Annotated in this window: 19 protein-coding genes; 10 read left to right on the top strand and 9 right to left on the bottom strand. The window is 65.8% G+C overall.

The features are described from left to right. The first annotated feature begins 58 nt into the window (after positions 1 to 58). Entirely contained in the window at positions 59 to 586 is a 528-nt protein-coding gene (locus WKW79_RS13635; RefSeq protein WP_340335706.1) for a DUF4136 domain-containing protein, read from the top strand. A gap of 26 nt (positions 587 to 612) precedes the next feature. On the opposite strand, the gene WKW79_RS13630 is transcribed toward WKW79_RS13635, so the two are convergent. Together WKW79_RS13630 and WKW79_RS13625 are read right to left on the bottom strand one after the other, a co-directional pair. Further along, positions 613 to 1,620: an ABC transporter substrate-binding protein gene (locus tag WKW79_RS13630; RefSeq protein ID WP_340335705.1), complete on the bottom strand. Its 1,008-nt coding sequence runs from the start codon at positions 1,618 to 1,620 to the stop codon at positions 613 to 615. Positions 1,621 to 1,692: 72 nt separating this feature from the next. Then, the gene (locus tag WKW79_RS13625) at positions 1,693 to 2,439 is read right to left on the bottom strand and encodes an FTR1 family protein (RefSeq protein ID WP_340335704.1); all 747 of its coding nucleotides are present in this window, start codon (positions 2,437 to 2,439) and stop codon (positions 1,693 to 1,695) included. A gap of 108 nt (positions 2,440 to 2,547) precedes the next feature. Between WKW79_RS13625 and WKW79_RS13620 the strand changes: the two genes are divergently transcribed. From WKW79_RS13620 to WKW79_RS13610, 3 genes are all read left to right on the top strand, one after another. Continuing rightward, positions 2,548 to 2,880, top strand: coding sequence for a PALP domain-containing protein (locus tag WKW79_RS13620; RefSeq protein WP_340336048.1), 333 nt, complete (start codon positions 2,548 to 2,550; stop codon positions 2,878 to 2,880). A 370-nt stretch (positions 2,881 to 3,250) separates the two neighbouring features. After that, positions 3,251 to 4,738, top strand: coding sequence for an arylsulfatase (locus tag WKW79_RS13615; protein WP_340335703.1), 1,488 nt, complete (start codon positions 3,251 to 3,253; stop codon positions 4,736 to 4,738). Further along, entirely contained in the window at positions 4,711 to 5,559 is an 849-nt protein-coding gene (locus tag WKW79_RS13610) for a hypothetical protein (RefSeq protein ID WP_340335702.1), read from the top strand. Before WKW79_RS13615 ends, WKW79_RS13610 begins: the two co-directional genes overlap by 28 nt. Positions 5,560 to 5,735: 176 nt before the next feature. On the opposite strand, the gene WKW79_RS13605 is transcribed toward WKW79_RS13610, so the two are convergent. From WKW79_RS13605 to WKW79_RS13575, 7 genes are all read right to left on the bottom strand, one after another. Beyond that, positions 5,736 to 6,503, bottom strand: a complete 768-nt coding sequence (locus WKW79_RS13605; RefSeq protein WP_340335701.1) for a class II aldolase/adducin family protein — start codon at positions 6,501 to 6,503, stop codon at positions 5,736 to 5,738. 86 nt (positions 6,504 to 6,589) lie between these two features. Beyond that, positions 6,590 to 8,269, bottom strand: coding sequence for a GMC family oxidoreductase (locus WKW79_RS13600; RefSeq protein WP_340335700.1), 1,680 nt, complete (start codon positions 8,267 to 8,269; stop codon positions 6,590 to 6,592). Between the two features lie 274 nt (positions 8,270 to 8,543). Further along, positions 8,544 to 10,091, bottom strand: coding sequence for an acetolactate synthase large subunit (locus WKW79_RS13595; protein ID WP_340336047.1), 1,548 nt, complete (start codon positions 10,089 to 10,091; stop codon positions 8,544 to 8,546). 31 nt (positions 10,092 to 10,122) lie between these two features. Beyond that, positions 10,123 to 11,232 (bottom strand): enolase C-terminal domain-like protein, encoded by a 1,110-nt coding sequence (locus WKW79_RS13590; RefSeq protein WP_340335699.1) that lies wholly within the window; start codon positions 11,230 to 11,232, stop codon positions 10,123 to 10,125. Positions 11,233 to 11,265: 33 nt separating this feature from the next. Next, entirely contained in the window at positions 11,266 to 12,144 is an 879-nt protein-coding gene (locus tag WKW79_RS13585) for a bile acid:sodium symporter family protein (protein WP_340335698.1), read from the bottom strand. Between the two features lie 191 nt (positions 12,145 to 12,335). Next, a complete protein-coding gene (locus WKW79_RS13580; protein ID WP_340335697.1) occupies positions 12,336 to 13,028 on the bottom strand; it encodes a Crp/Fnr family transcriptional regulator in 693 nt (230 codons plus the stop codon). Between the two features lie 38 nt (positions 13,029 to 13,066). Beyond that, positions 13,067 to 13,864, bottom strand: a complete 798-nt coding sequence (locus tag WKW79_RS13575) for a Crp/Fnr family transcriptional regulator (protein ID WP_340335696.1) — start codon at positions 13,862 to 13,864, stop codon at positions 13,067 to 13,069. A gap of 121 nt (positions 13,865 to 13,985) precedes the next feature. Between WKW79_RS13575 and WKW79_RS13570 the strand changes: the two genes are divergently transcribed. The 6 genes from WKW79_RS13570 to WKW79_RS13545 all read left to right on the top strand — a co-directional run bounded on the left by WKW79_RS13570 (position 13,986) and on the right by WKW79_RS13545 (position 21,270). After that, positions 13,986 to 15,323 carry a DUF1254 domain-containing protein gene (locus WKW79_RS13570; protein ID WP_340335695.1) on the top strand — a complete coding sequence of 446 codons (1,338 nt, stop codon included), beginning with the start codon at positions 13,986 to 13,988 and terminating at the stop codon, positions 15,321 to 15,323. Between the two features lie 34 nt (positions 15,324 to 15,357). Further along, positions 15,358 to 16,635, top strand: a complete 1,278-nt coding sequence (locus WKW79_RS13565; protein ID WP_340335694.1) for an MFS transporter — start codon at positions 15,358 to 15,360, stop codon at positions 16,633 to 16,635. 28 nt (positions 16,636 to 16,663) lie between these two features. After that, the gene (locus WKW79_RS13560; protein ID WP_340335693.1) at positions 16,664 to 18,376 is read left to right on the top strand and encodes an alkyl sulfatase dimerization domain-containing protein; all 1,713 of its coding nucleotides are present in this window, start codon (positions 16,664 to 16,666) and stop codon (positions 18,374 to 18,376) included. Between the two features lie 169 nt (positions 18,377 to 18,545). Continuing rightward, positions 18,546 to 19,523, top strand: coding sequence for a Bug family tripartite tricarboxylate transporter substrate binding protein (locus WKW79_RS13555; protein WP_340335692.1), 978 nt, complete (start codon positions 18,546 to 18,548; stop codon positions 19,521 to 19,523). Positions 19,524 to 19,826: 303 nt separating this feature from the next. Beyond that, complete coding sequence (locus tag WKW79_RS13550) at positions 19,827 to 20,696, top strand: DUF2092 domain-containing protein (protein WP_340335691.1); 870 nt, start codon at positions 19,827 to 19,829, stop codon at positions 20,694 to 20,696. Between the two features lie 46 nt (positions 20,697 to 20,742). Then, complete coding sequence (locus WKW79_RS13545) at positions 20,743 to 21,270, top strand: hypothetical protein (RefSeq protein ID WP_340335690.1); 528 nt, start codon at positions 20,743 to 20,745, stop codon at positions 21,268 to 21,270. Positions 21,271 to 21,429: the final 159 nt, after the last annotated feature.

The raw sequence follows: 21,429 nt of genomic DNA, 5'->3' as shown, positions 1-21,429 counted from the left end.
CCTTCCATCGCGAAGGTGTCGCCAGCCATTTCGTCCTTTGATGCATCAAGGAGTTCCAATGGTTCAACGGTTCAGCATCCTGGCGCTCGCAAGCCTGTTGGCGGCTTGCAGCACGCCCACCGTCAAGACGGATTTCGATCCAGCCGCGAAATTCGCGAGCTATCGCACCTACACCTGGATTGGCAAGCCCACCGGCGGGGACCCGCTCAATCAGCAACGCATCGTCGATGGCATCGACGCCAAGCTGCGTTCCAAGGGCTGGACACTCGCTACCGATGGCGACGTGCGGGTCGGCGCGAACGTGACGACGCAGGAGCGGCGCGACTACACGACCTACTACAGCGGGGCAGGCTACGGCATGGGCTGGGGCGGCTTCGGGCCGGGCATGGCCACGACCAGCTCCTACACCTATGAAGTCGGGACGCTGGTGGTCGACATGTTCGACGCGAAGACCAAGCGGGCCATCTGGCGCGGCAACGCGACCGGCACGCTGCCCGACAACAGCGACAAGATGCCCGCGCTCTTGCAGACCTCGCTCGACAAGATGTTTGCGGACTTTCCGCCGGGCTCGGCGCCGGCCAAGTAGGACGCGCTACGGCGCGTCACCGCGACTCACCCGATCACCGTCGCCTGCACCAGCAGCGCCGGCGGAATCGTGAGGCCGAGCTCCTTCGCGGTCTTCCTGTTGATCACCAGCTCGAAGGTGGTCGGTTGCTGGATCGGCATGTCGGCCGGATTGGCGCCGTGCAGGATCCTGTCCACGTAGTCGACGGCACGCGACGAGAGATCGGTGTGGCCCGGACCGTAGGACGCGAGGCCGCCGGCTTCCACGATGTCGGCGAAGGAAAACATCGACGGCAAGCGGTACTGGGCTGCCAGCGACACGAGGATTTGCCGGTTGTGCGTGAACTCGGGGCCGGAGAGCACCAGCACGGCCTGGTTGCCCGCGCTCGCGATGCGCGCGAATGTTTCGGGGTACTGGCCGGCATCGCCTGCCAGTTCGACCTGCAAGCGAATCCCGAAGCGCTGCGCCGCGTCTTCGATCGCCTTCACCTGGGCCGTGTGCTCCGCGATCGTGCGAGAGCGCAGGACCGCCGTGCGCGCGAGGCCCGGCACCATGTCGCGCAGAAACTCGAGCTTCTTCGGCGCGATGTCGAGCGACATCGCGGTCAGGCCCGTGGTGTTGCCGCCGGGACGGGAGAGCGACTCGGCAAAGCCGCTCTTGACCGGGTCCTCGCCGCTGAAGGCCATGACGATCGGCACCGTGCGCGTTGCGCCGCGTGCGGCGCGGATGGCCCCGGGCCCGACGGCGACGATGACGTCCACACGGGCGGCGACCAGTTCCTCGGCCAGGCCGGGAAGCCGGTCTGGCTTGTCGTTCGCGAAACGCTCTTCCACGAGCACGTTCTTGCCGACCACGTAGCCGCGCTCCTTCAAGGCTTTCATGAACGAGGTGTAGGCGGCGTCGTGTGCGTCGTTCGGGTGCAGGTAGCCGACGCGGTAGATCCGGGCCTGCGGCCAGGCGCTGGAGGGCAGCGTGACGCATGCGCAGCCGATCGCCGCGACGAAGGTTCGCCTGGCCCACTTCGAGCCTTGTATTCGCGAGCCGGAGGAAATCATGGCGATGTCCCTTCTCAGCGGAGCAGAGGGCCGCGTGACGGCCTTGCGGCGCCCGGACTCGAGAGGATAGGCCTAATCCCCGGTACGCCGCCACCAGTCGCGAGTCCACAGCATCAGCGGAATGGTCGCGAGCACGACGCACAGCACCCAGTACCGATCGCCGTTCTCCAGGTAGGGCGTGAGCGCATAGGCCCAGCGTGCCGGCCGCTCGCCGCCGACGCCGCGCAACAGCACCTCGGCCACTGAATCGATCAGCATCTGCATGCCGAGCACGAACAGCACCACGGCCGAAAGCCGGAAGGCCCAGTGCGCACCGCGCCGCTCCCGCAAGGCCCTCCAGGCCACGGCCAGCAAGGCACAGGCGAGCAAGCCCAGCGCCACGCCCCAGGCCAGTTCCTCGGTGGTCTGCCGCGCCGCCACGAAGCGCAGCAGCAGGACGGCTTCCAGCACCTCGCGCAAGGTGCTGAACGCCGTGATGGCGAGCACCGCGACGCCGGAGGCACGATGCGCCAGCCAGTGGCTGACAAAGTGCGTCGCATGCTTGCCGACGCCGGCAACGGAGGCCATGGTGCCGCTGGACACCAGCGCCAGCGAGAGTCCGAAGACGAAAGTCAGCGCGATGTCGAACCATTCGTCCATGCCCGACGGCGGCAATGCCACTATCGCCGACGCGGCTGCGGCAAACCCGGCGACCACGCCCCAGAGCACCCATCGGATAAGCTCGGGCCGCGCTTCTCTGCGGGCCCATGCCTGCAAGGCAAGAATGACCAGGAGGAGTTCGCACCCCTCCCGGCCGACGATGACAAATGCCTGGAACATGATGACGAATGACTGTGTTGGCGGCGGGACCGATGCGTGGCCAGGGGCCGCCCGATTCTGCCTTCGACTGAACTGCCTCCCGCGGCCAGAGGACATCTCGCCGTGCCGATGACCGACGACCAGATCCTGTCGCTGGTGGACCGTGCCACCGACGAGTTCCGCGGCGAACTGGTCGAGCTCGAAAGCGCCATCGGCATGCTGCTGATCGGCCGGCAGTACGGCTGGCGCGTGATCCTGCTGGTGCACAGCCCCGCCACCGTGCGCAAGTACCTGAAGATACTCGGGCTCAAGCACCTGCGCGAGGCGCTGCCGGAAGTGGGCGTGCTGGCGCATCGCAGCAATGCCTGGCGCCTCGTCGACGGCACGCAGAACTTCTGGAAGGCGGTGCGCGGGCAACTGTCCGGCGTGCGCAGCGGCAAGGCCGACACGCCGCCGCGCTGAGTCGGGAAACCCTCATCGCGTTTCAATGCGCATAGTTGCCTATCGCGGCACTTTTATTTGGCCATGCCCGAAGGTCGTAGATGGCTGGCAATGCCAGGACGATTGAACTAGCATCCACGCCTGCCCAGCACGGGGTGCCTTTCGTCTTCAACATCTTCGGGGAGATGCCATGAATGAGCAACTGAACGTACGACCATCGGTGCGTCTGGCCCGGGTCCTGGGAAGGCTCACATTGGGGGCTGCGATGTTCGGTGCATGCGCCCTCGGGGCCGATGCGCAGACCCCTTCGAAGTCCTCGCAAGATGCCTCTGCCAAGCCCGGCGTCGTTCTTCCTGATCGACGGCCCGGCGAACACAAGACAAAGATCGGCATGAGCTTCGCCGATTCGACGCCTTTCTTTCCGAAGAACCGCCAGGCACCGGCGGGTGCGCCCAACGTGCTGCTGATCCTGCTGGACGATGTGGGCTTCGGTGCAAGCTCCACCTTCGGCGGCCCGATCCCCACGCCCACGCTGGACCGCGTGGCCAAGGCCGGCCTGCGCTACAACCAGTGGCACACCACCTCGCTGTGCTCGCCCACGCGCGCGGCATTGCTCACCGGCCGCAATCACCATGAAGCCGGCTTCGGCGTGGTGGCCGAGATGTCGACCGGTTTCCCCGGATACGACGCGATCATGCCGGACAGCGCCGCCACCATCGGCGAGATCCTCAAGGGCAATGGCTACAACACCTCGTGGTTCGGCAAGAACCACAACACGCCCGACTCCGAGATCAGCGCCACCGGCCCCTTCACGCAGTGGCCCATCGGCATGGGCTTCGAATACTTCTACGGCTTCAACGGCGGCGACACCAACCAGTGGAACCCCGCCATCATCGAGAACACCAAGGCCATCGAGAAGCCCGCCGGCGTCAAGAACTATCACTTCATGACGGACATGACGGACAAGGCCATCACCTGGATTCGCAACCAGAAGACCATGGCGCCGAAGAAGCCCTTCTTCGCGTACTTCGCGCCGGGCGCCACGCACGCGCCGCACCATGCACCCAAGGAGTGGGCCGACAAGTTCAAGGGCCAGTTCGACCAGGGCTGGAACAAGGTCAGTGAAGAGACCTTCAACCGCATGAAGCAGCAGGGCATCATCCCGGCCAATGCCAAGTACAACCCGATCCCTGGCGAAGTGGGCGAATGGGACAAGCTCACCGCCGACCAGAAGAAGGTCTATGCGCGGATGATGGAGGTCTACGCGGGCTTCCTCGCCTATGCCGATGCGGAAGTCGGGCGCCTGCTCACGACCTTGGATGACCTTGGCATCACCGACAACACGCTGGTCATCTATGCGGTCGGTGACAACGGCGCCAGCGCCGAAGGCGGCTTCTCCGGCACGCTGAACGAGATCGCGGCCGACCTCAACAGCTACCGCCCCGACGCGGTGCCCGAGGCCCTCAAGGATCTCGACGCCATCGGCGGGCCGACCACCTACAACCACTACCCCGTGGGCTGGGCGCTGGCCACCAATTCACCCTTCAAGTTCGCCAAGCGCGAGGCGTCGCACTTCGGCGGCACGCGCAATGCGCTGGCCATCTCGTGGCCCAAGGGCATCAAGGACGTGGGCGGCATGCGCACGCAGTTCCATCATGTGGCGGACCTCGTGCCGACCATCCTGGAAGCAGCCCACATCCCGCAGCCGCAAGTGGTCAACGGCGTGAAGCAGAAGCCAATGTCGGGCATCAGCATGATGTACACCTTCAACGCCGCCAACGCCAAGGCGCCCAGCCAGAGGCGTGCCCAGTATTTCGAAATGGCCGGCGCCCGCGCCATCTACAAGGACGGTTGGGTCGCCCCACCACGCACGGCATGATTCCGTGGCAGGACGCCGAATCCAAGGGCAACTTCGACAAGGACACCTGGGAGCTCTACGACCTGGCCAACGACTTCACCGAGCATGACGACCTCGCGGCGAAGAACCCGCAGAAGCTCAAGGAGATGCAGGCCGCCTTCATGGTCGAGGCGAAGAAGTACAACGTGCTGCCGCTGGACGATCGTGCGGTGGAGCGCTTCAGCACTGCGCTCACAGGTCGGCCCACCGGCGCGCTCGACGGCATCAACCAGGTGACCTTCTATCCGGGCATGGTGCGCCTGCCCGAAGGCAGCGCGCCGGACCTGAAGAACCGCTCGTACAAGATCACGGCCAGCGTCGACACCAACGGCCCCACCAGCGGCATCCTTCTCACGCAAGGCGGCCTGTTCTCAGGCTACGCACTGCGCGTGGTCGACGGCACGCCGGAGTTCGTCTACAACTGGATGAAGGAAGAGTTCACCTCGATCAAGTCGAGCGAGAAGCTGCCGAACGGCAAGGCCACGATCCGCTTCGAATTCGCCTACGACGGCGGCGGTGTCGGCAAGGGCGGAACCGGCACGCTCTACATCAACGACAAGAAGGTCGGCGAAGGCAAGATCAAGCAGACGGTGCGCAACCGCTTCTCCTTCGACGAGACGATGGACGTGGGCGAGGACACGGGCACGCCGGTGATGATGGACTACAACGACAAGATGCCGTATGCCTATTCCGGCAAGCTTGAAAAGGTCGTGATCGACTTGCTGCCGGTGCCGGCTGCAAAGGTGAGTGAGGTCCAACGGGCCAAGCGCGACGGTGCTAAGGCCCTGGCGTTGGCGAACTGAAGGACCGCCGCGCGATCACGCGGCAGCCTGCCTTGGTCTACCACGCAATCGCGTGACCCGCGACGCATGAAAGGAGGCGAGCAGCGCCTGTTCGTGGGCGCCCGCGGAACCGGCTTTGCCGGGCCGCTGGGTGCGCCCCCTTGAGGGGGAGCGCCGAAGGCGCATTCGGGGGTGGGTCAAGTCCGATAGCTGGGATCGAGCCGCTCGAGCTTGCGCAGCAGCGCGGGCCATGCGATGTTCGCGCCCTGGCCGCCTGTCACGGTCTTCATCACTTGCGCGATGCCTTCGAGGATGCGCGGATCCACGTAGGTCAGTTCGCCGCCGCCGGCCAGCGCATCGATCTGGATGCGGCAGACGGCCTCGAAGATGTACATGTTGAGGAAGGCATCCTGCACGGTCTTGCCGACGGTCAGCAGGCCGTGGTTGCGCAGCATCAGGAAGTTATTGGTGCCGAGGTCGGCCTGCAGGCGCGGCTGTTCGTCGTCGCGCAGCGCCACGCCTTCATAGTCGTGGTAGGCCAGCGAGGCCAGTACGAAGGTGGACTGCTGGCTGATCGGCAGGATGCCTTTCTTTTGCGCGCTCACGCCCACGCCGGCGCGGCTGTGGGTGTGCAGCACGCAGCCCGCATCTTCGCGCACCTGGTGGATGCAGCTGTGGATCGTGAAGCCGGCCGGGTTGACTGGGAACGCCGAGTCCGACAGCTTGTTGCAGGCCTGGTCCACCTTGATCAGGCTGGAGGCCGTGATCTCGTCGAACATCATCCCGTAGGGGTTGATCAGGAAGTGATGGTCCGGGCCCGACACACGCGCGCTGATGTGGGTGAAGACCAGGTCGCTCCAGCCGTAGAGCGCAACCAGGCGGTAGGCCGCGGCGAGGTCGCAGCGAAGTTGCCATTCCTCGGCGCTGACCTTGTCCTTCATCGATGGGATTTCCAGTGTGTGCATTGTGCTGTGTCGTGGGTTGAGTGATCGGGACTCTGCAGTTTGCGCCTTTGCCGCGGCGCCCCGTGCAGGGACTGCCGCGGCCGCACTCAAGCTTGCGCTTCCAGCGCGGGTTCTTGAGTTGTCGTGGTGGGACGGACTGCGGAGGGCGCCGGCGGATTGCGAATGAAGTCGGAGGCGCGCTCGCCGATCATGATGGTCGGCGCATTCGTGTTGCCGCCGATCAGCGTCGGCATGATGGAGGCATCGACCACGCGGATGCCGGTCAGGCCATGCACGCGCAATTCCGAATCGACGACCGACATCGGGTCGGAGGCCGGGCCCATGCGGCAGGTGCCGGCGGGGTGGTACTCGGTGTCGGCCGAACGGCGCAGCTCGCGTTCGATGTCGGCGTCGCTGTTCTTGTCGATCGGGAACAGCATCGCGCCGCGGTAGGGCGCGAGCGCCGGCGCATCCATGATGTTCAACGCCTTGCGCGTGCCTTCGACCATCAGCGGCATGTCTTCCGGATGGCTGAAGTACTTGGGGTCGATTTGCATCGGCACGGCAGGGTCGGTGCTGGCCAGCGAGACCTGTCCGCGGCTCTTGGGGCGCGCCAGCGTCACGTGCAGGCTGTAGCCGTGGCCCAGGTGCGTCTTGCGGTTGTGGTCATCGACGATGCCGACCACCAACTCCAGTTCGAAGGCGGGAACCTCCTGGTCATCACGGGTTCGGTAGAAGGCACCCGACTCGGCCACGTTGCTCGTGATGAGCCCCGTGCGCTTCTTGCGCCATTCCATGATGCCCTTGATGATGTTCATGCCGCCGCGCGCGGAGACGCCGAAGGTGGCATTGGCGTCATGCGTGCGCCACACCAGGTTGGCCGTGATGTGGTCCTGCAGGTTCTGGCCCACCCCCGGCAGGTCATGCACGACCGGGATGCCGTGCTTGCGCAGTTCGGCCGCGGGACCGACGCCAGACAGCATCAGCACTTGCGGCGAACCATAGGCGCCCGAACTCAGCAGCACTTCCCGGCGTACGCGCACGGCGGCGGCCACGGCCTGGTTGCCCTTGCCTTGCAGGAACTGCACGCTGACGGCGCGCTTGCCCTCGAATCCGATGCGGCTGACCATCGCATCGGTGATGACGGTGAGGTTGGGGCGTCCCAGGTTGGGCGTGACGTAGGCCTTGGCAGCGCTGCAGCGCTCGCCGTTCTTCTGCGTGACTTGCGAGGGCCAGCAGCCTTCCTGCTCTGCGCCGTTGTAGTCTGGATTGCGCGGCACGCCTGTTTGCTCGCAGGCTGCGAGGAAGGCATCGTTGAGGGGGCTGGGGCTGCGCAGATAGGCAACGTTGAGCGGGCCGCCGACGCCGCGGTATTCATTGCCTCCGATGCATTCGCTGTTCTCCGCGCGCTTGAAGTAGGGCAGCACGCTCGCATAGTCCCAGCCCGGGTTGCCGAGCGACGCCCAGTGGTCGTAGTCCCAGCGATGGCCGCGGCAGTAGACCATGGCGTTGACCGAACTGCTGCCGCCCAGCGTCTTGCCGCGAGGCTGGAAGCCCTTGCGACCATTGAGGCCCGGCTGCGGCACGGTTTCGAACTTGTAGATGTTCTTGCCCAGCGGGATGCCGGCGGCCAGGCCCATGGGTGCGTGGATCAGCACGCTGGTGTCCTTGGGGCCTGCTTCCAGCAGGCAGACGGTGACGTTTGGATCCTCTGACAGTCGCCCGGCCAATACGCAACCCGCCGAACCGGCCCCCACGATCACGTAGTCGAATTCTCTTGTGTCCATGCTTGTCTCCTCACCTTGGTTTCTTGCTGACTTGCCCAGGCCATCCAGCGCCCCGCATGGGGGCCGGACGAGTCCCGAACCTATTCCGCAATGATGCGGGTCAGAGCCAAGTTCTGGTTGGCTGCATGCGACGACATTTTGTCTTTTGGCGACAAAACGGGGTAAACCATGAGCAGCGGGAAATACTTGTTCACGGAGCCTCGCCGGGGCGCGGTCGATCCGCCAGCGTGCTGGCGCTCGACCTTCCCCATGGAGGGCGCCACCGCCCCTTTGATCAGATCATCACTTCGATCAGTCGCGGCCCGCGTTGCTTCATCGCAGAGGCGTACTGGTCGGCGAACTCCTCGCAAGTGGTGGCCCGGCTGGCTTCGACGCCGAGGCCTTGCGCGATCTTTGTCCAGTTCATTTCCGGGTTGTGCAGGTCCAGCATGGACAACGCCTTGGGCCCGACGTTCACCGCGCCGACGCGCTGCAGCTCGATGTTGAGGATCGCGTAGGAGCGGTTGGCATAGATCACCGTCGTGATGTCGAGGCTCTCGCGTGCCATGGTCCACAGGGCCTGCAGGGTGTACGCCGCGCCGCCATCGCCGTGCGGGCAGATCACCTTGCGATCCGGCGCCGCCATGGCCGCGCCGACCGCCAGGGGCAGCCCCTGGCCGATGGAGCCGCCGGTCAGCGGCAGGTGGACGTGCGGACGCGCGCGGCCCAGGTTGGCCAGCAGCGGGAAGCAGGAAGTGGCCGATTCGTCCGCGTAGATGGCATGGTCCGGCGTCAAGGCGGCAATGATCTGCGCGACGTTCTCGGCGTTCAATGCGCCGCTGGTGGGCATCGCGGGCAGTTGCAGCGGCACGCGGATCGACGAACTCGCGGGCGCGCCGAGGCTGTCCGCCACCGCAGCCAGGGCGCCCGCGCCATCCTCGTGCGGATGGGCCAGCGTGCTGAACTGGCAGCTCTCGGGCGCGCACCAGCTCGGCTTGCCCGGATAGGCGAAGAAGGACACCGGCGGCTTGCTGCCGACCAGGATGATCTGTTCGATGCCCGTGAGGAAGGCGACGATCTGCTCGGCGAAATAGGGGATGCGTTCGACCGGCACACGGCCGGCGCCCATCTCGACCATCGGCGCGAAGGTGTCGCAGAACAGGCGTGCGCCGGTCTTGGCCTGGATGCGTCCGGCCGCTTCCAGGCCGGCGCCGTGCAACGCCGCACCACGCAGGATGAAGGCGGTCTTCTTGCCATTGGAGAGCAGCTTGGCCACGTCGTCGACGGCCTGGGTGCTGACCGGGGCCGGCGCGATGTCGGGCAACGGCGAAGCGGCGCGTTCGGCCGTGTTCCAGGCGGTGTCGGCCGGCAGGATCAGCGTGGCAATGCCGCCGGGCGCGGCGCGTGCGGCCTGCACGGCGCGTGCCGCATCGGTGGCCACCGACTGGGCGCGCTTCGATTCGTGGATTAACGAGGACACCGGGCGCGCGAAGCCGACGATGTCCGAAGTGAGCAGGGCGTCGTATTGCAGGTGATACGTCGCATGGTCGCCGACCACGTTGACGATGGGCGTGCTGGCACGGCGCGCGTTGTGCAGGTTGGCCAGGCCGTTGGCCAGGCCCGGGCCAAGGTGCAGCAGCGTCGCGGCGGGCTTGCCGGCGATGCGGCCATAGCCATCGGCTGCACCGGTGACCACGCCTTCGAACAGGCACAGCACCGGCCGGATGCCTTCGATGGAATCGAGCGCGGCGACGAAGTGCATCTCCGAGGTGCCGGGGTTGGCAAAGCAGACCTCGACGCCGCAGTTGACCAGTGTCTGGACCAGCGACTGTGCGCCATTCATTTCTGTCGTCATGTTCTTGTCCCTCGTGTTCTTACAGTTCGATCGATGCGCTGCGGACGAAGTCCTCGTCCCATTCCATGCCCAGGCCCGGCGCGTCCGGAATCACCACCTGGCCGTTCTTGACCTCGTACGGCTTCTGCAACACCGGGTTCACCCAGTCGATCCATTCCAGCCAGTGTGCGGATTCGGTCACGCGCATGACATGCGCGCCGACCTCGGGGTAGAAGTGCGTGGACATCGGAACACCGGCCGTGCCCGCGATGCCTGCGGCGCGCATCCAGCCGGTCACGCCGCCGATGCGCATGAAATCCGGCATCACCAGGTCGCAGGCTTTCATCTGGAGCGCGCGGTGCAGGTCCAGCGGGCCGTAGAAGTTCTCACCCATCTGCAGCGGCGTGCGCAGGTCGCTGGCCAGCTTGGCATAGCCGTCGAAGTTGTCGTAGAGCAGCGGCTCCTCGATCCATTCGAAGCCCAGGTCGTCGACCACGCGCAGGCGCAGCATTGCATCGGCGATGTGCAGCGACTGGTTGAAGTCGACCATCAGGCGCATGTCCTCGCCCACGCCCTTGCGCACCGCTTCCAGCGTGCGCAGGTCGTCGCGCAGGTGTTCGCGGCCCATGCGCATCTTGAGGGCGGTGAAGTTGCCTTCGTCGCGCAACTCGATTGCCTCTTGCTCGGCCGACTCCGGTGGCACGAGCCACAGTCCGTTGCTGTTGTAGGCATTGACCGGGCCCACCGAGCCGCCGAGGAAGGTGCACAGCGGCATGTCCGCGGCCTTGGCCAGCGCATCCCACGCCGCCATGTCCAGCCCTGCGACGGCAATGGTCGACAGACCCTGATAGCCCACCAGATGCAGCGACTTGCGCGCGACGTTGTAGACCTCTGTCGGTGCCACCTGACGGCCCTTGAGCGCCACGCTGAGGTCGTTCAGCATGGCGATCAGGTACTTCATCGAGCTGACCACGTAGGGCTCGAGGTAGCTCTTGCCGACGATGCCCTCGTTGGTGTGCAAGTCGATGAGGATCACCGGGAAGTCGGTGACGCTGCCGATGCGCGCCTGGATAGGGCGCTTGAGCTTGATCACGACCGGGCGTGCCTCGATGCGATTGAAGGTCAGGGTCGCGGGCCTGGTTGCCGTCATGTGGGTTCTCTCCTTGGGTCTTGTTGTTGGGTGTTACTTCGCGAGCGCGGGCACGGGTGCCGGTCCACGGCTCACCCACCAGCCGAAGGCAGCGGCGGTGAAGAACATGACCAGGCCGTAGATGGCGGGTGCGATGGACATGGCGCCGTCCTTGAGCACGACCAGCGCGAGGTAGATGGCCAGGGTGCTGTTGTGCAGGCCGATCTCGAAGGCGATGGCGCGGTTCTGGCCTTCGGTCAGGCGGGTGATCTTGCCGGCGAAATAGCCGACCAGCATGCTGGCGACGTTGAAGATCAGCGTGGCGGTGCCGACGACCTGGATGTTGTCCATGAGCACCTTCCACTGGCTGATCACGACCAGCACGATCAGCAGCGTGAGGATCACCGACGAGGCGATCTTCACCGGCTTGTCCATCTTCGCGGAGAAGCGCGGGAACTTCGCATGGATGAACATGCCGATCGCGACCGGCGTCAGCACCATCACGATGACTTCGAGCGTCTTCTGGAATTGCAGCGGGATGTAGGCCTGGCTGCCCATGAAGCTTTCCAGCGCGAAGTTCACGATGACCGGGATGCTGACGATGGACAGCACGCTGTTGATGGCGGTGAGCGAGATGTTCAGCGCTACGTCACCCTTGAAGAGGTGCGAATACAGGTTGGCCGTGATGCCGCCGGGCGAAGCGGCCAGCAGCATCATGCCTACGGCCAGTTCGGCGGGCAGGCCCAGCGCCTTGCAAAGGAAATAGCACAGGGCGGGCAGCAGCACGGCCTGGCACATGAGGCCGATCAGGATCGCCTTGGGTTGCACGAGGATCCGCTTGAAGTCCTCGATGCGAAGGTGCAGGCCGAGGCCCAGCATGATGATGGCCAATGCCAGTGGCAGGCCGATGGTGGTGAGCGCGGAAGCTTGCATGTCTCTTTCCTCGAGCCGCGGGGGCTCGTCTTGTTCGGGTGGGGTGGGGTGCGACGACCGTCGGCAGCCAGGCAGGAAGCCAGGGGCGACGGCGCGCGTGAACAGGACTTTAGGAGGCCGGCGCCGGCCGGACTGTCCAAAATTGACGAATCAGGGTAACTACTTATGACTGGGCCTGATCCTGGGCACAGTCACTTGACGTTGCGACCCTCTGCCTTGTGCTGCAACAGCGACAGGTCGCGTATCTCGATGTGCCCGTAGCGCAGCGCAATGGCGCCGAGCTTCACCAATGCCTGCAATTCCCGGTTGAGCGTAGGCCGGCTGATGCTGAGCATCATGGCCAGCGTGTCCTGCGAGGTGGTGATGTTGCTTCGCTCGTCGGCGCTTTCCGTCATGTCGCCGCGCGCCAGCACGAGCAGGCGGCGCGCCACGCGTTCCTGCGTGCTTTGCAGGGCCGAGTCGCTCATCAGGCCGTAGGTCATCCGCAGCCGGGCCGCCACCAGCTTCGCGACGGCATGGGCGAAGGGCGCGCGCTGCATCAGTTCATTGAACTTGCCGGCGGTCACCGCCAGCAGCCGTGTCTCCACCGGCGCGACCGCCGTGTGCGCCCGTCGCATGCCGTCGAGCAGCGCCACCTCGCCGACCCAGTTGCCTGGCTCGGTGATCGTGAGGATCGCCTCATTGCCATCGGGATGGAGGATGCACAGCTTCAGCATGCCGCCGGCCACGCCGAAGAAGGCCGCCTGGGAGGGCTCGATCATGTCGCCCTGGTGGTAGAGGAATTCGCCGGGGGCCAGTTGCCTCGTCGTGGCCGCGGCCAGCAGTGCGGTGGCTTCGGCCGGGGGCAGGCTCTGGAACCATGGGTTTTCCGCAAAGACGTTCATGTACCAGACCGTGCTCGTGAAAACGCGGCCTCGCAAGCTCAGGGATTGGCCGGCGCTTGCGTCCCCGGACCCGTTGTCGCTTCTGCCCCCGCAGCGCGCTCGACCGTCACCACCTCACCTCGCGGCCCGCGGGCGCGCAGGGCGACCAGATCGATCACCGTGATGCGCGAGCGGGCCATTCGCACCACCCCTTCGCGTTCCAGTTCCCGAAGCTCCTCGTTGACGCTCTGGCGCGCGGCGCCGAGCAGATCCGCCAGGTCGGATTGCGGCACGTCCAGTTCGATATGCCATTCGACGCCGGTCTTGCGGCCATGGCTGCCGACGAGGGTGTGCAACAGCTTGGCCAAGCGCTGGCGCAAGGGCAGCATGTTGCTTTCCGCGAGCCCGTCGTACAGGCGCCGGATCCGGTCGGCGAACTGGATCTCGAAGGCTTGGCGAACCGATGCGTCGATTTGCCTGCGCTTGCGCACCGCGTCGACAGGCATCAGCAGGATGACGCTGGCCACATGGGCCACGGTGTCGTGCGGAATGGGGCCGCCGTCCACGCAGGGAAGGAAGCCGAGGACCATTCCCGGGTAGGTGAATGCGACCAGGTGGCGCCGCCCCGTGCCGATGCGGCGGCCGGCTTCCAATACCCCATCGACGACCATGACAAGGTCTTGGAGCGGCTCACCGTAGAGATGTACGGTTTCGCCCCGCGCGACGCTGGCCAGCCTCGCGCTTTCCATCAAGGCATCGATGGATTCCACGCTGCATCGGTCGAAACCCGGCTCGCGCATCAGCAGTGACCGCGCGAGCGGCCAATAAGCGTCAAGACCCTTGCGAACTGTCGTCATGCCGACAGAACTGTATCGGCAATGTGTCTGCATTGGCAGGGGGATTTCTACAATTTTTCAGACACGCAAAACGCCGTTCGGCACCCCCCGCCGCAGGCCATCCAAACAGGAGACAAAACCAATGAACACGCTCGACAGCGCCACCGACTGGCGCGAAGACCACGCCTACATCCTCGGCATGCAAGCCTATGCCTATGGCTTCCCCGCCATGCACTATGCCAAGCTGCGCTTCGGCATGGTGATGCGTCCCCAGGGCTCGGTGGACATGCCGCTCAACACCTTCTTCCACATCCCCGTGCTGGCGGACCACACGCTGCAGTACGGCGGCTCGCCCTACCGCGACGGCCTCTATTCCATCGCCTGGGTCGACCTGTCGCGCGAGCCCGTGGTGCTCGAGGCACCGGCCTGCGGCGATCGTTATGTGACGATCCAGTTGGCAGAGTTCTATTCCGACCTGCTGGGCTATGTGGGCGGCAACGTCAACGACGGCAAGGCGCAGACCTGCCTCATCGTGCCACCCGGCTGGCAAGGCGAGAAGCCCGCGGGCATCGACACCATCATGCGCTCGACCACGCCCGGCGTGTTCACCGTGGCCCGTGTGTCCACCCCCGGCGGCGACGACCTGGCCGCTGCACGCGAGATCCAGGCGAAGTGCAAGCTGACGCCGCTGTCCAACTGGCTGGCCGGCACGAAGGCCGAAGAGCGTCGCGAAGTGCTCGTGCCCACGGCGCCGCAGCAACCGCTCGCGGACTTCCACACCATGCACGCCGCCATGTGCGAGAACCCGCCGCCGGCCAGCCACGAGGTGCTGATGCGCCTGTTCGGCCGCATCGGCCTCGGCCCCTTCGCCCGCATGCCGCTCAACGACCTCGACGACGCCACCAAGCGCGGCCTGGCCCGCGCACTCGTGGATGGCCCGGCGCTGCTGGCCAAGGTGGCCAAGGCCGGTGGCGACACGCCCGTGGTCAACACCTGGTTCTGGGGCGACAAGAACTGGGGCCGCATGGCCAATGTGGGCGACTACGTGGGCCGCGCCTCGCCGCAGGCCTTCTCGGGCATCGTCGAGCACTGGATCGAGCAATCGACCAAGCTGCGCACCTTCACGGATGCAAGCGGTCAGGAACTCAACGGCGAGAACCGCTACATGCTGCGCTTCGAGCGCGACCAGATTCCGAAGGCCAAGGCCTTCTGGTCGATCACGCTGTACGACGACCGCTTCTGCCTGGTGGACAACCCGATTGGCCGCTACTCCATCGCCAGCAACACCGAAGGCCTGAAGTACGGCCCCGACGGCTCGCTGGAAATCCTGATGCAGAACGAGGCACCCACCGACGAAGGCCATGCCAACTGGCTGCCCACGCCGCGCACCGGCTTCAACCTGTTCCTGCGCACCTACCTGCCGGGGCCGGACATGCTGGATCAGAGCTATGCGCCGCCCGCGCTCCAGCGACTGACCTGATCGCATCGCGTCACAAGAGATCGGAGACAAAAAAATGACTGCTCAAGAAAAATATCGTCCCGCGCGCGCATGGAGCATCGCCGCCATGCTGACGGTGTTCATCCTGGTGAACTTCGCCGACAAGATCGTGCTGGGCCTGGTTGCCGTGCCGATGATGGAGGACCTGAAGCTCTCGCCCAGTGAATTCGGCCTGATCGGCAGCAGCTTCTTCTGGCTGTTCGCGGTCTCCGGCATCGTCGGCGGCTTCCTCGCCGACCGGCTGTCCACCAAGTGGATGCTGTTCGTGATGGCGCTGTCCTGGTCGCTGTTCCAGCTGCCGATCGCGCTGAGCTCGTCGCTGGCGGTCATCATCGGCGCACGCGTGATGCTGGGCGCCGGCGAAGGCCCGGCCTGGCCCGTGGCCATCCACTCCGCCTACAAGTGGTTCCCCGACAACAAGCGCAACCTGCCGGTGGCCTTCTTCTCGCAGGGCGGCGCGGTCGGCCTGCTGCTGGCCGGCATGACAGTGCCGTTGATCACCGCGCACTATGGCTGGCGCATGAGCTTCTATGTGCTGGCCGCCGTGGGCGTGGTCTGGGCACTGGTGTGGATGGTGGTCGGCGCCGAGGGCAAGCTCGACGTGAAGGATTCCGCTGCCGAGGCCCGGGCCAAGGCCACCGAGGTGCCGCTGGGCCGCGTGCTCAAGGACCGCACGGTGTACGGCAACTTCCTGCTGCACTTCGTCGGCTACTGGGGCCTGTCGGCATCGCTGACCTGGCTGCCGGCCTATTTCCAGAAGGGCCTGGGCTATGACAACGTCGCGGCCGGCCGCCTCTACGGCATCGTCGTCGCGGTGAGCATCCCGCTGGTGATCGCCATCTCGATGTGGTCGCAGAAGATGCTGGACAAGGGCTGGAGCTCTCGCGATGCACGCGGCCGCTTCGCCAGCATCACCCTCATCGTGGCCGGCATCCTGATGGCCATGATGATGCTGGACGCACCCAGCAGCGCCATGCGCATCGGCTTGTTCGCCGTGGCCTTCGGCCTCACCACCGCGATCTATTCGCTCGGCCCGGCGATGCTGGCGCAGGTGACCCCGACGTCGCGCCGCGGCGCCGTGCTGGCCATCGACAACTCCATTGCCTCGCTGGCCGGCGTGATGGCGCCCGCCGTGTCGGGCGCATTGATCCAGGCCGCCCCCGGCGCCATCGGTTTCGAACACGGCTTTGCCCTCACCGGCGCCTTGATGATCGTCGGCGGCATCGTCGGCTTCTTCATCGTCGACCCCGAAGGCTCGGCCACCAAATTGCTTCGCCCCGCCCCCGCTTACTGAATCTACAAACACAAGGAAGACAAACATCATGAACGCAACGCTTTCCCCCTACATGGGCGCTCCGGTCGACGTGGTCACCGGCGCCCGCGGCGCAGTCGTCAACGCCAGCTTCGCCAAGCATGCCGAACAGTTCGAGCGCAAGGCCCACAAGGTCGCCGAAGGCGTCTGGTGCCACGTCGGCGCGTGCCTGGGCAACAGCACGATGATCGAAGGCAAGACCGGCGTCATCGTGGTCGACACCGGCGACTGCGTCGAGCAGTCGGTCACGCAGAAGGAAGACCTGATGGCCGTCTGCAACAAGCCGCTCAGCGCGCTGGTCTACACGCACGGCCACTACGTCTTCGGCTCGCGCACCTGGCTGCCGCTGGAGCAGGAAGGCAAGATCCCGGTCTGGGCCCACCCGGACATGATGCGCAACATGAGCCGCATGATCGGCGACCTGTCGCCTTTCATGATGCGCCGCGTGGCGATCCAGTTCGGCCTGCACCTGCCGGTGGATGGTCCCGACTCGATGCCGCACATGGGCCTGGGCCCCTTCTTCTACGAGATGGACAAGTACAAGCCGACCACCGGCTTCGTGCGCCCCACCCACACCACGACCGATGGGATGGCCACCGAGATTGACGGCGTCAAGTTCGAGTTCTTCCACACCTGGGGCGACACCGACGACACGGTGCTGATCTGGCTGCCGGAGACCCGCACGGTGATCAACAACGTGGCCTGGCCCGCGATGTTCAACATCTACACGCTGCGCGGCGAGCTGTACCGCAACCCGATCGAACTGCTGCGCGGCCTCGACAAGATGCTCGAGCTGCAACCCGAGCACCTGATCGGCGTGCACGGCATCCCGATCAGCGGCCGCGAAGAAATTGCCCGCGTCCTCACCGAGTACCGCGACACCATCCAGTACATCTACGACCAGACCATCAGCGGCATCAACGCCGGCCTGTCGCCCGACGAACTGGCGCAGACCATCAAGTTGCCCGCATCGCTGGCCAACGGCCGCCTCACCGGCCAGCACTATGGCGAGCTGCCCTACCACGTGCGCCAGGTGTATGCCGGCATGGTGGGCTGGTTCGGCAAGGACACGGCCAGGCTGCACCCGGTCACCGGCGCGGACGAGGCACGCCGCATCGTTGAACTGGCCGGTGGAGAGGACGCCTACCTGAGCGCCACGCGCGCCGCGGTGGACAAGCGTGAATTCGCGTGGGTCGCGCAGATGGCGACCTGGGGCATGCAGAACGGCGGCCCGCGCGAGGCCGAGTTCCGCCAGATCAAGGCCGACGCGCTGCGCGGCATGGCGCAGGTCACCACCGCCGCCAACACGCGCAGCTGGTGCCTCACGCAGGCGCGTGAACTCGAAGGGCACTGCAACACCGACGTCACGCCCTTCAAGATCATCAACCCCGCGATGGTCAAGCAGATGCCGCCGATCACCTACGTGAACGGCCTGCGCTTCAGCCTGCCGCCTTCGCTCAGCGCCGACGGCAACAAGACCCTGCACCTGCACTTCTCGCAGCCCGACAACGACTACACGCTGCTGCTGCGCAACGGCGTGGTCGTCATCGCCAACGGCGCACCGGCTGCCGGCACGAAGGTCGATGCGTCGATCCGCATGAGCTTCGACACCTGGGCCCGCCTGATCGGCCGCGACGCCAGCGGACGCGACCTGCAGGCCAGCGGCGACATCCAGTCGACGGGCAACGACGCGATCGTCGGTGCCGTGCTGGGCACGGCCTGAGCTTGCAATACAGGCGCGGCTCAGGGATTACCCTGAGTTCGCCTGGAAGCCGCGCCGGAACCCGCGGAAAAGTGTCGTCCTTCCGACAGAAGCCGCTCGACGCGGCGGCATGGCCCCGGCAGGTGACGAATAGCATCGCCTTTTTTCCAAGAACCCAAGAGACAAACCCATGACACTTCCAACCCGAATCCAGCGCCGCACCTTGCTGCAGGCGGCCATCGGCCTCGGCGCCAGCCTGGCGCTTCCGGCGCTCGCACAGGGCGAAGCGGCCCGCGCCCCGCTCAAGATCATCGTTCCGCTGCCCGCGGGCGGTGCGGCCGACGTTGCCGCGCGAGCCATTGCCCAGGAGTACGAGAAGCAGACCAAGCAGGTCGCCATCATCGACAACCGCCCGGGCGGCATCTTCCAGATCGCCATGCAGGGCCTGCTGTCGGCGCCCGCGGACGGCCAGACGCTGATTCACCTGAACAGCGGCATGGTCGCCGCGCAGGTGGTGCAGAAGCGCTATGACCTGACGAAGCAGGTCGCCCCGCTGACGCTGGCCGGCGAGACGGCGTTCATGGTGATCGCGGCACCGAATTCGCCCTTCAAGACGATGAAGGAGATGATCGAGTACGGCAAGGCGAACCCCGGCAAGCTGAGCTATGGCACGCCCGGCCCCGGCAGCGGCGAACACCTGAAGATCGCCCAGATGGAGAAGGCGCTCGGCTTCACCGGCATGGCGGTGCCCTACAAGGGTGGCCCGGACATGATCAAGGCCGTGGTCGCCAACGAGGTCTCGTTCACCATCATCCCGTCGGTGCTGGCGATGCAGTTCGCACCCAAGGGCCAGGTCAAGGTGCTCGGCACGATCGACGCGGCCCGCGTGGCGCAGTTCCCGGATGCGCCAACGATGGCCGAACTCGGCCTGCCGGTGCCGCCCATGCGTTTCTGGGGTGGCTTCGCCGCGCATGCCGACACGCCGGCGCCCATCGTGCAGCGCCTGTCGCGCGACCTGGGTGCGGCGGTGATGGCGCCCGCGGTGGTCGAGCGCCTGGGAGCCCTGGGCCTGATCATGAACGCCAGCAAGCCGGAAGAGTTCCGCAAGGCCATCGTCAGCGACGTCGCCTGGATGACCGACGCGGCCAAGGGTTTGAAGTTCGAGTGATCCCGAGACGGCCCGCCGACCCGGCGGGCCGTGCGCTCGACGCCCTGTCGAGCGCCGATCCCTCGGGGATCACCAGGCCGCCCTGCATGGCGCGGCCATCGTCGATGCAATGTCGACGCGCAGGTTTCTTTCGGACCGCTTCTCCTTGCCCTTGCGGCAACTCCCCTCGATATCACGCCGCTGACAACGGGTTCCGTTGCGCTCGGCAGCGCCGAAACTGCCCAAGGGTGCAATTGCGCCTGCCTTCCGCGGATCGTATGGTGGCCCGTCAGTCGTCGAAATGATCACCTGAAGGGAACTTCCATGTTTCGTACTTTCGAGTCCTTGAAGTTGTCGGTCCTGGGCGCCGCGGCCTGCATCCTGCTGGCTTCCTGCGCGCAGCAGCCTGCCGCACCTGGTGCATCGGCGAAGCCCGCTGCCGCTCCTCCCCCGGCGGGCGCGAGCGCGGCCGCACCCGCCGCGGCGACAGCCGCACCCGCCGCCGATGCGGTCGACCCCGAGGTGCTGAAGGCACTCGACCGGATGTCGGCCTACTTGCGCACGCTCAAGACCTTCCAGCTCGATACCTACTCGCTGACGGACGATGCGCTCGACAACGGCCAGTTGGCCCAGCTGGGCCGCACCGCCCGGTTGAAGGTGCGCCGTCCGGACGGCTTGCAGGTCGACATGAACAACGACCGCGGCGATCGCAACGTCCTCTACTACAACGGCAAGACCGCCAGCATCTACAGCCCGCGCACCAAGTACTACGCGACGGTGCAGGCCCCGCCGACCTTGAAGGAAGTGGTGGGCGTGCTGAACGACAAGTACGACATCGATGTGCCGGCCGCCGACATGTTCTCGTGGGACAGCGGCAAGATGGACACCTCGTCGATCAAGAGCGCCACCTACCTCGGCGTGTCTGCGGTGGATGGCAATCTGACGGACCAGTTCGCCATCCGGCAGGACGATGTGGACTGGCAGATCTGGATCCAGCGCGGCAACACGCCACTGCCGCGCAAGCTGGTGATCGTCACGACCTCCGACCCGGCCCGGCCCCAGCATACGGTGGTGATGCGCTGGAAGACAGTGGCCTCATTCCCGGCCAGCGATTTCGACTTCAAGGCGCCTGCGGGCAGCACGCGCATTGCGATCCAGAAGTCCGATGGAACGGTCGAGAACCCGGGCAAGTAGGCCCCGGCCCATGGACCCGATCAAACATTCATTGCAAGGACGTGCCATGACACAACAGCACAGCAGATTCCTTTCGTTCACCGCAAGCAGCGCCTTGTCCGTGGCCGTTGCATGCGCCGGCCTGGGTATCGCAGGCCAGGTCGACGCGCGGCCGGGCGGCGGCGGCGGTCCCCACGGTGGCGGCGCCCGCACCTCCGTCAACCACGGTGGTGGTGGTGGCGCCAACGTCAATCGCGGCGGCAATGCCAACGTCAACCGCAATGCCAACGTCAACGCGAATCGCAACGTCAACGCGAACGTCAACCGCAATACCAATGTCAACGTCAACCGCAACGTCAACGTGGTCGGCGGCCGTGGTGGTGTCTACGACGACTACCATCCGATCGCCACGGCGGCGGCCGTGACGGCCACGGTCGCGGTCACGGCGGCGGTGGTCGGATCGGTGGTGAACACGCTGCCGCCCTCGTGCGTGCCGGTGGTGATGAACGGCATCACGTACCAGCAGTGCGGGGGGGCGTACTACCAGCCGCAGTACGTGGGCTCCCAGGTCAACTACGTCGTGGTCAATCCGTAGCCGCATGACGGCCCTTCATGCGGCGAGGAATCCTCCTGTCGCATGAATGCCGCGGCTCTCCGGCGCCTGGCCATGCACGGTCGGGCCGCGGCATCCAGCCTCTTCAATCGAGCCCTGCCGCCCGGAGGAAGCGCCTTGTCGTTGACTATCTTGAATTGT

The sequence above is a fragment of the Variovorax robiniae genome (assembly GCF_037889955.1).
GTDB lineage: Bacteria > Pseudomonadota > Gammaproteobacteria > Burkholderiales > Burkholderiaceae_C > Variovorax > Variovorax robiniae.
The sequence above is the reverse complement of the archived record's forward strand: the minus strand, read 5'-3'. Positions and strand labels throughout refer to the sequence as shown.

Bases quoted from the DNA above. Each gene is read 5' to 3' on its own strand.
- WKW79_RS13635 (WP_340335706.1), top strand. From the start codon at position 59: ATGGTTCAACGGTTCAGCATCCTGGCGCTCGCAAGCCTGTTGGCGGCT.
- WKW79_RS13630 (WP_340335705.1), bottom strand. From the start codon at position 1,620: ATGATTTCCTCCGGCTCGCGAATACAAGGCTCGAAGTGGGCCAGGCGA.
- WKW79_RS13625 (WP_340335704.1), bottom strand. From the start codon at position 2,439: ATGTTCCAGGCATTTGTCATCGTCGGCCGGGAGGGGTGCGAACTCCTC.
- WKW79_RS13620 (WP_340336048.1), top strand. From the start codon at position 2,548: ATGACCGACGACCAGATCCTGTCGCTGGTGGACCGTGCCACCGACGAG.
- WKW79_RS13615 (WP_340335703.1), top strand. From the start codon at position 3,251: ATGAGCTTCGCCGATTCGACGCCTTTCTTTCCGAAGAACCGCCAGGCA.
- WKW79_RS13605 (WP_340335701.1), bottom strand. From the start codon at position 6,503: ATGCACACACTGGAAATCCCATCGATGAAGGACAAGGTCAGCGCCGAG.
- WKW79_RS13600 (WP_340335700.1), bottom strand. From the start codon at position 8,269: ATGGACACAAGAGAATTCGACTACGTGATCGTGGGGGCCGGTTCGGCG.
- WKW79_RS13595 (WP_340336047.1), bottom strand. From the start codon at position 10,091: ATGAATGGCGCACAGTCGCTGGTCCAGACACTGGTCAACTGCGGCGTC.
- WKW79_RS13590 (WP_340335699.1), bottom strand. From the start codon at position 11,232: ATGACGGCAACCAGGCCCGCGACCCTGACCTTCAATCGCATCGAGGCA.
- WKW79_RS13585 (WP_340335698.1), bottom strand. From the start codon at position 12,144: ATGCAAGCTTCCGCGCTCACCACCATCGGCCTGCCACTGGCATTGGCC.
- WKW79_RS13580 (WP_340335697.1), bottom strand. From the start codon at position 13,028: ATGAACGTCTTTGCGGAAAACCCATGGTTCCAGAGCCTGCCCCCGGCC.
- WKW79_RS13575 (WP_340335696.1), bottom strand. From the start codon at position 13,864: ATGACGACAGTTCGCAAGGGTCTTGACGCTTATTGGCCGCTCGCGCGG.
- WKW79_RS13570 (WP_340335695.1), top strand. From the start codon at position 13,986: ATGAACACGCTCGACAGCGCCACCGACTGGCGCGAAGACCACGCCTAC.
- WKW79_RS13565 (WP_340335694.1), top strand. From the start codon at position 15,358: ATGACTGCTCAAGAAAAATATCGTCCCGCGCGCGCATGGAGCATCGCC.
- WKW79_RS13560 (WP_340335693.1), top strand. From the start codon at position 16,664: ATGAACGCAACGCTTTCCCCCTACATGGGCGCTCCGGTCGACGTGGTC.
- WKW79_RS13555 (WP_340335692.1), top strand. From the start codon at position 18,546: ATGACACTTCCAACCCGAATCCAGCGCCGCACCTTGCTGCAGGCGGCC.
- WKW79_RS13550 (WP_340335691.1), top strand. From the start codon at position 19,827: ATGTTTCGTACTTTCGAGTCCTTGAAGTTGTCGGTCCTGGGCGCCGCG.
- WKW79_RS13545 (WP_340335690.1), top strand. From the start codon at position 20,743: ATGACACAACAGCACAGCAGATTCCTTTCGTTCACCGCAAGCAGCGCC.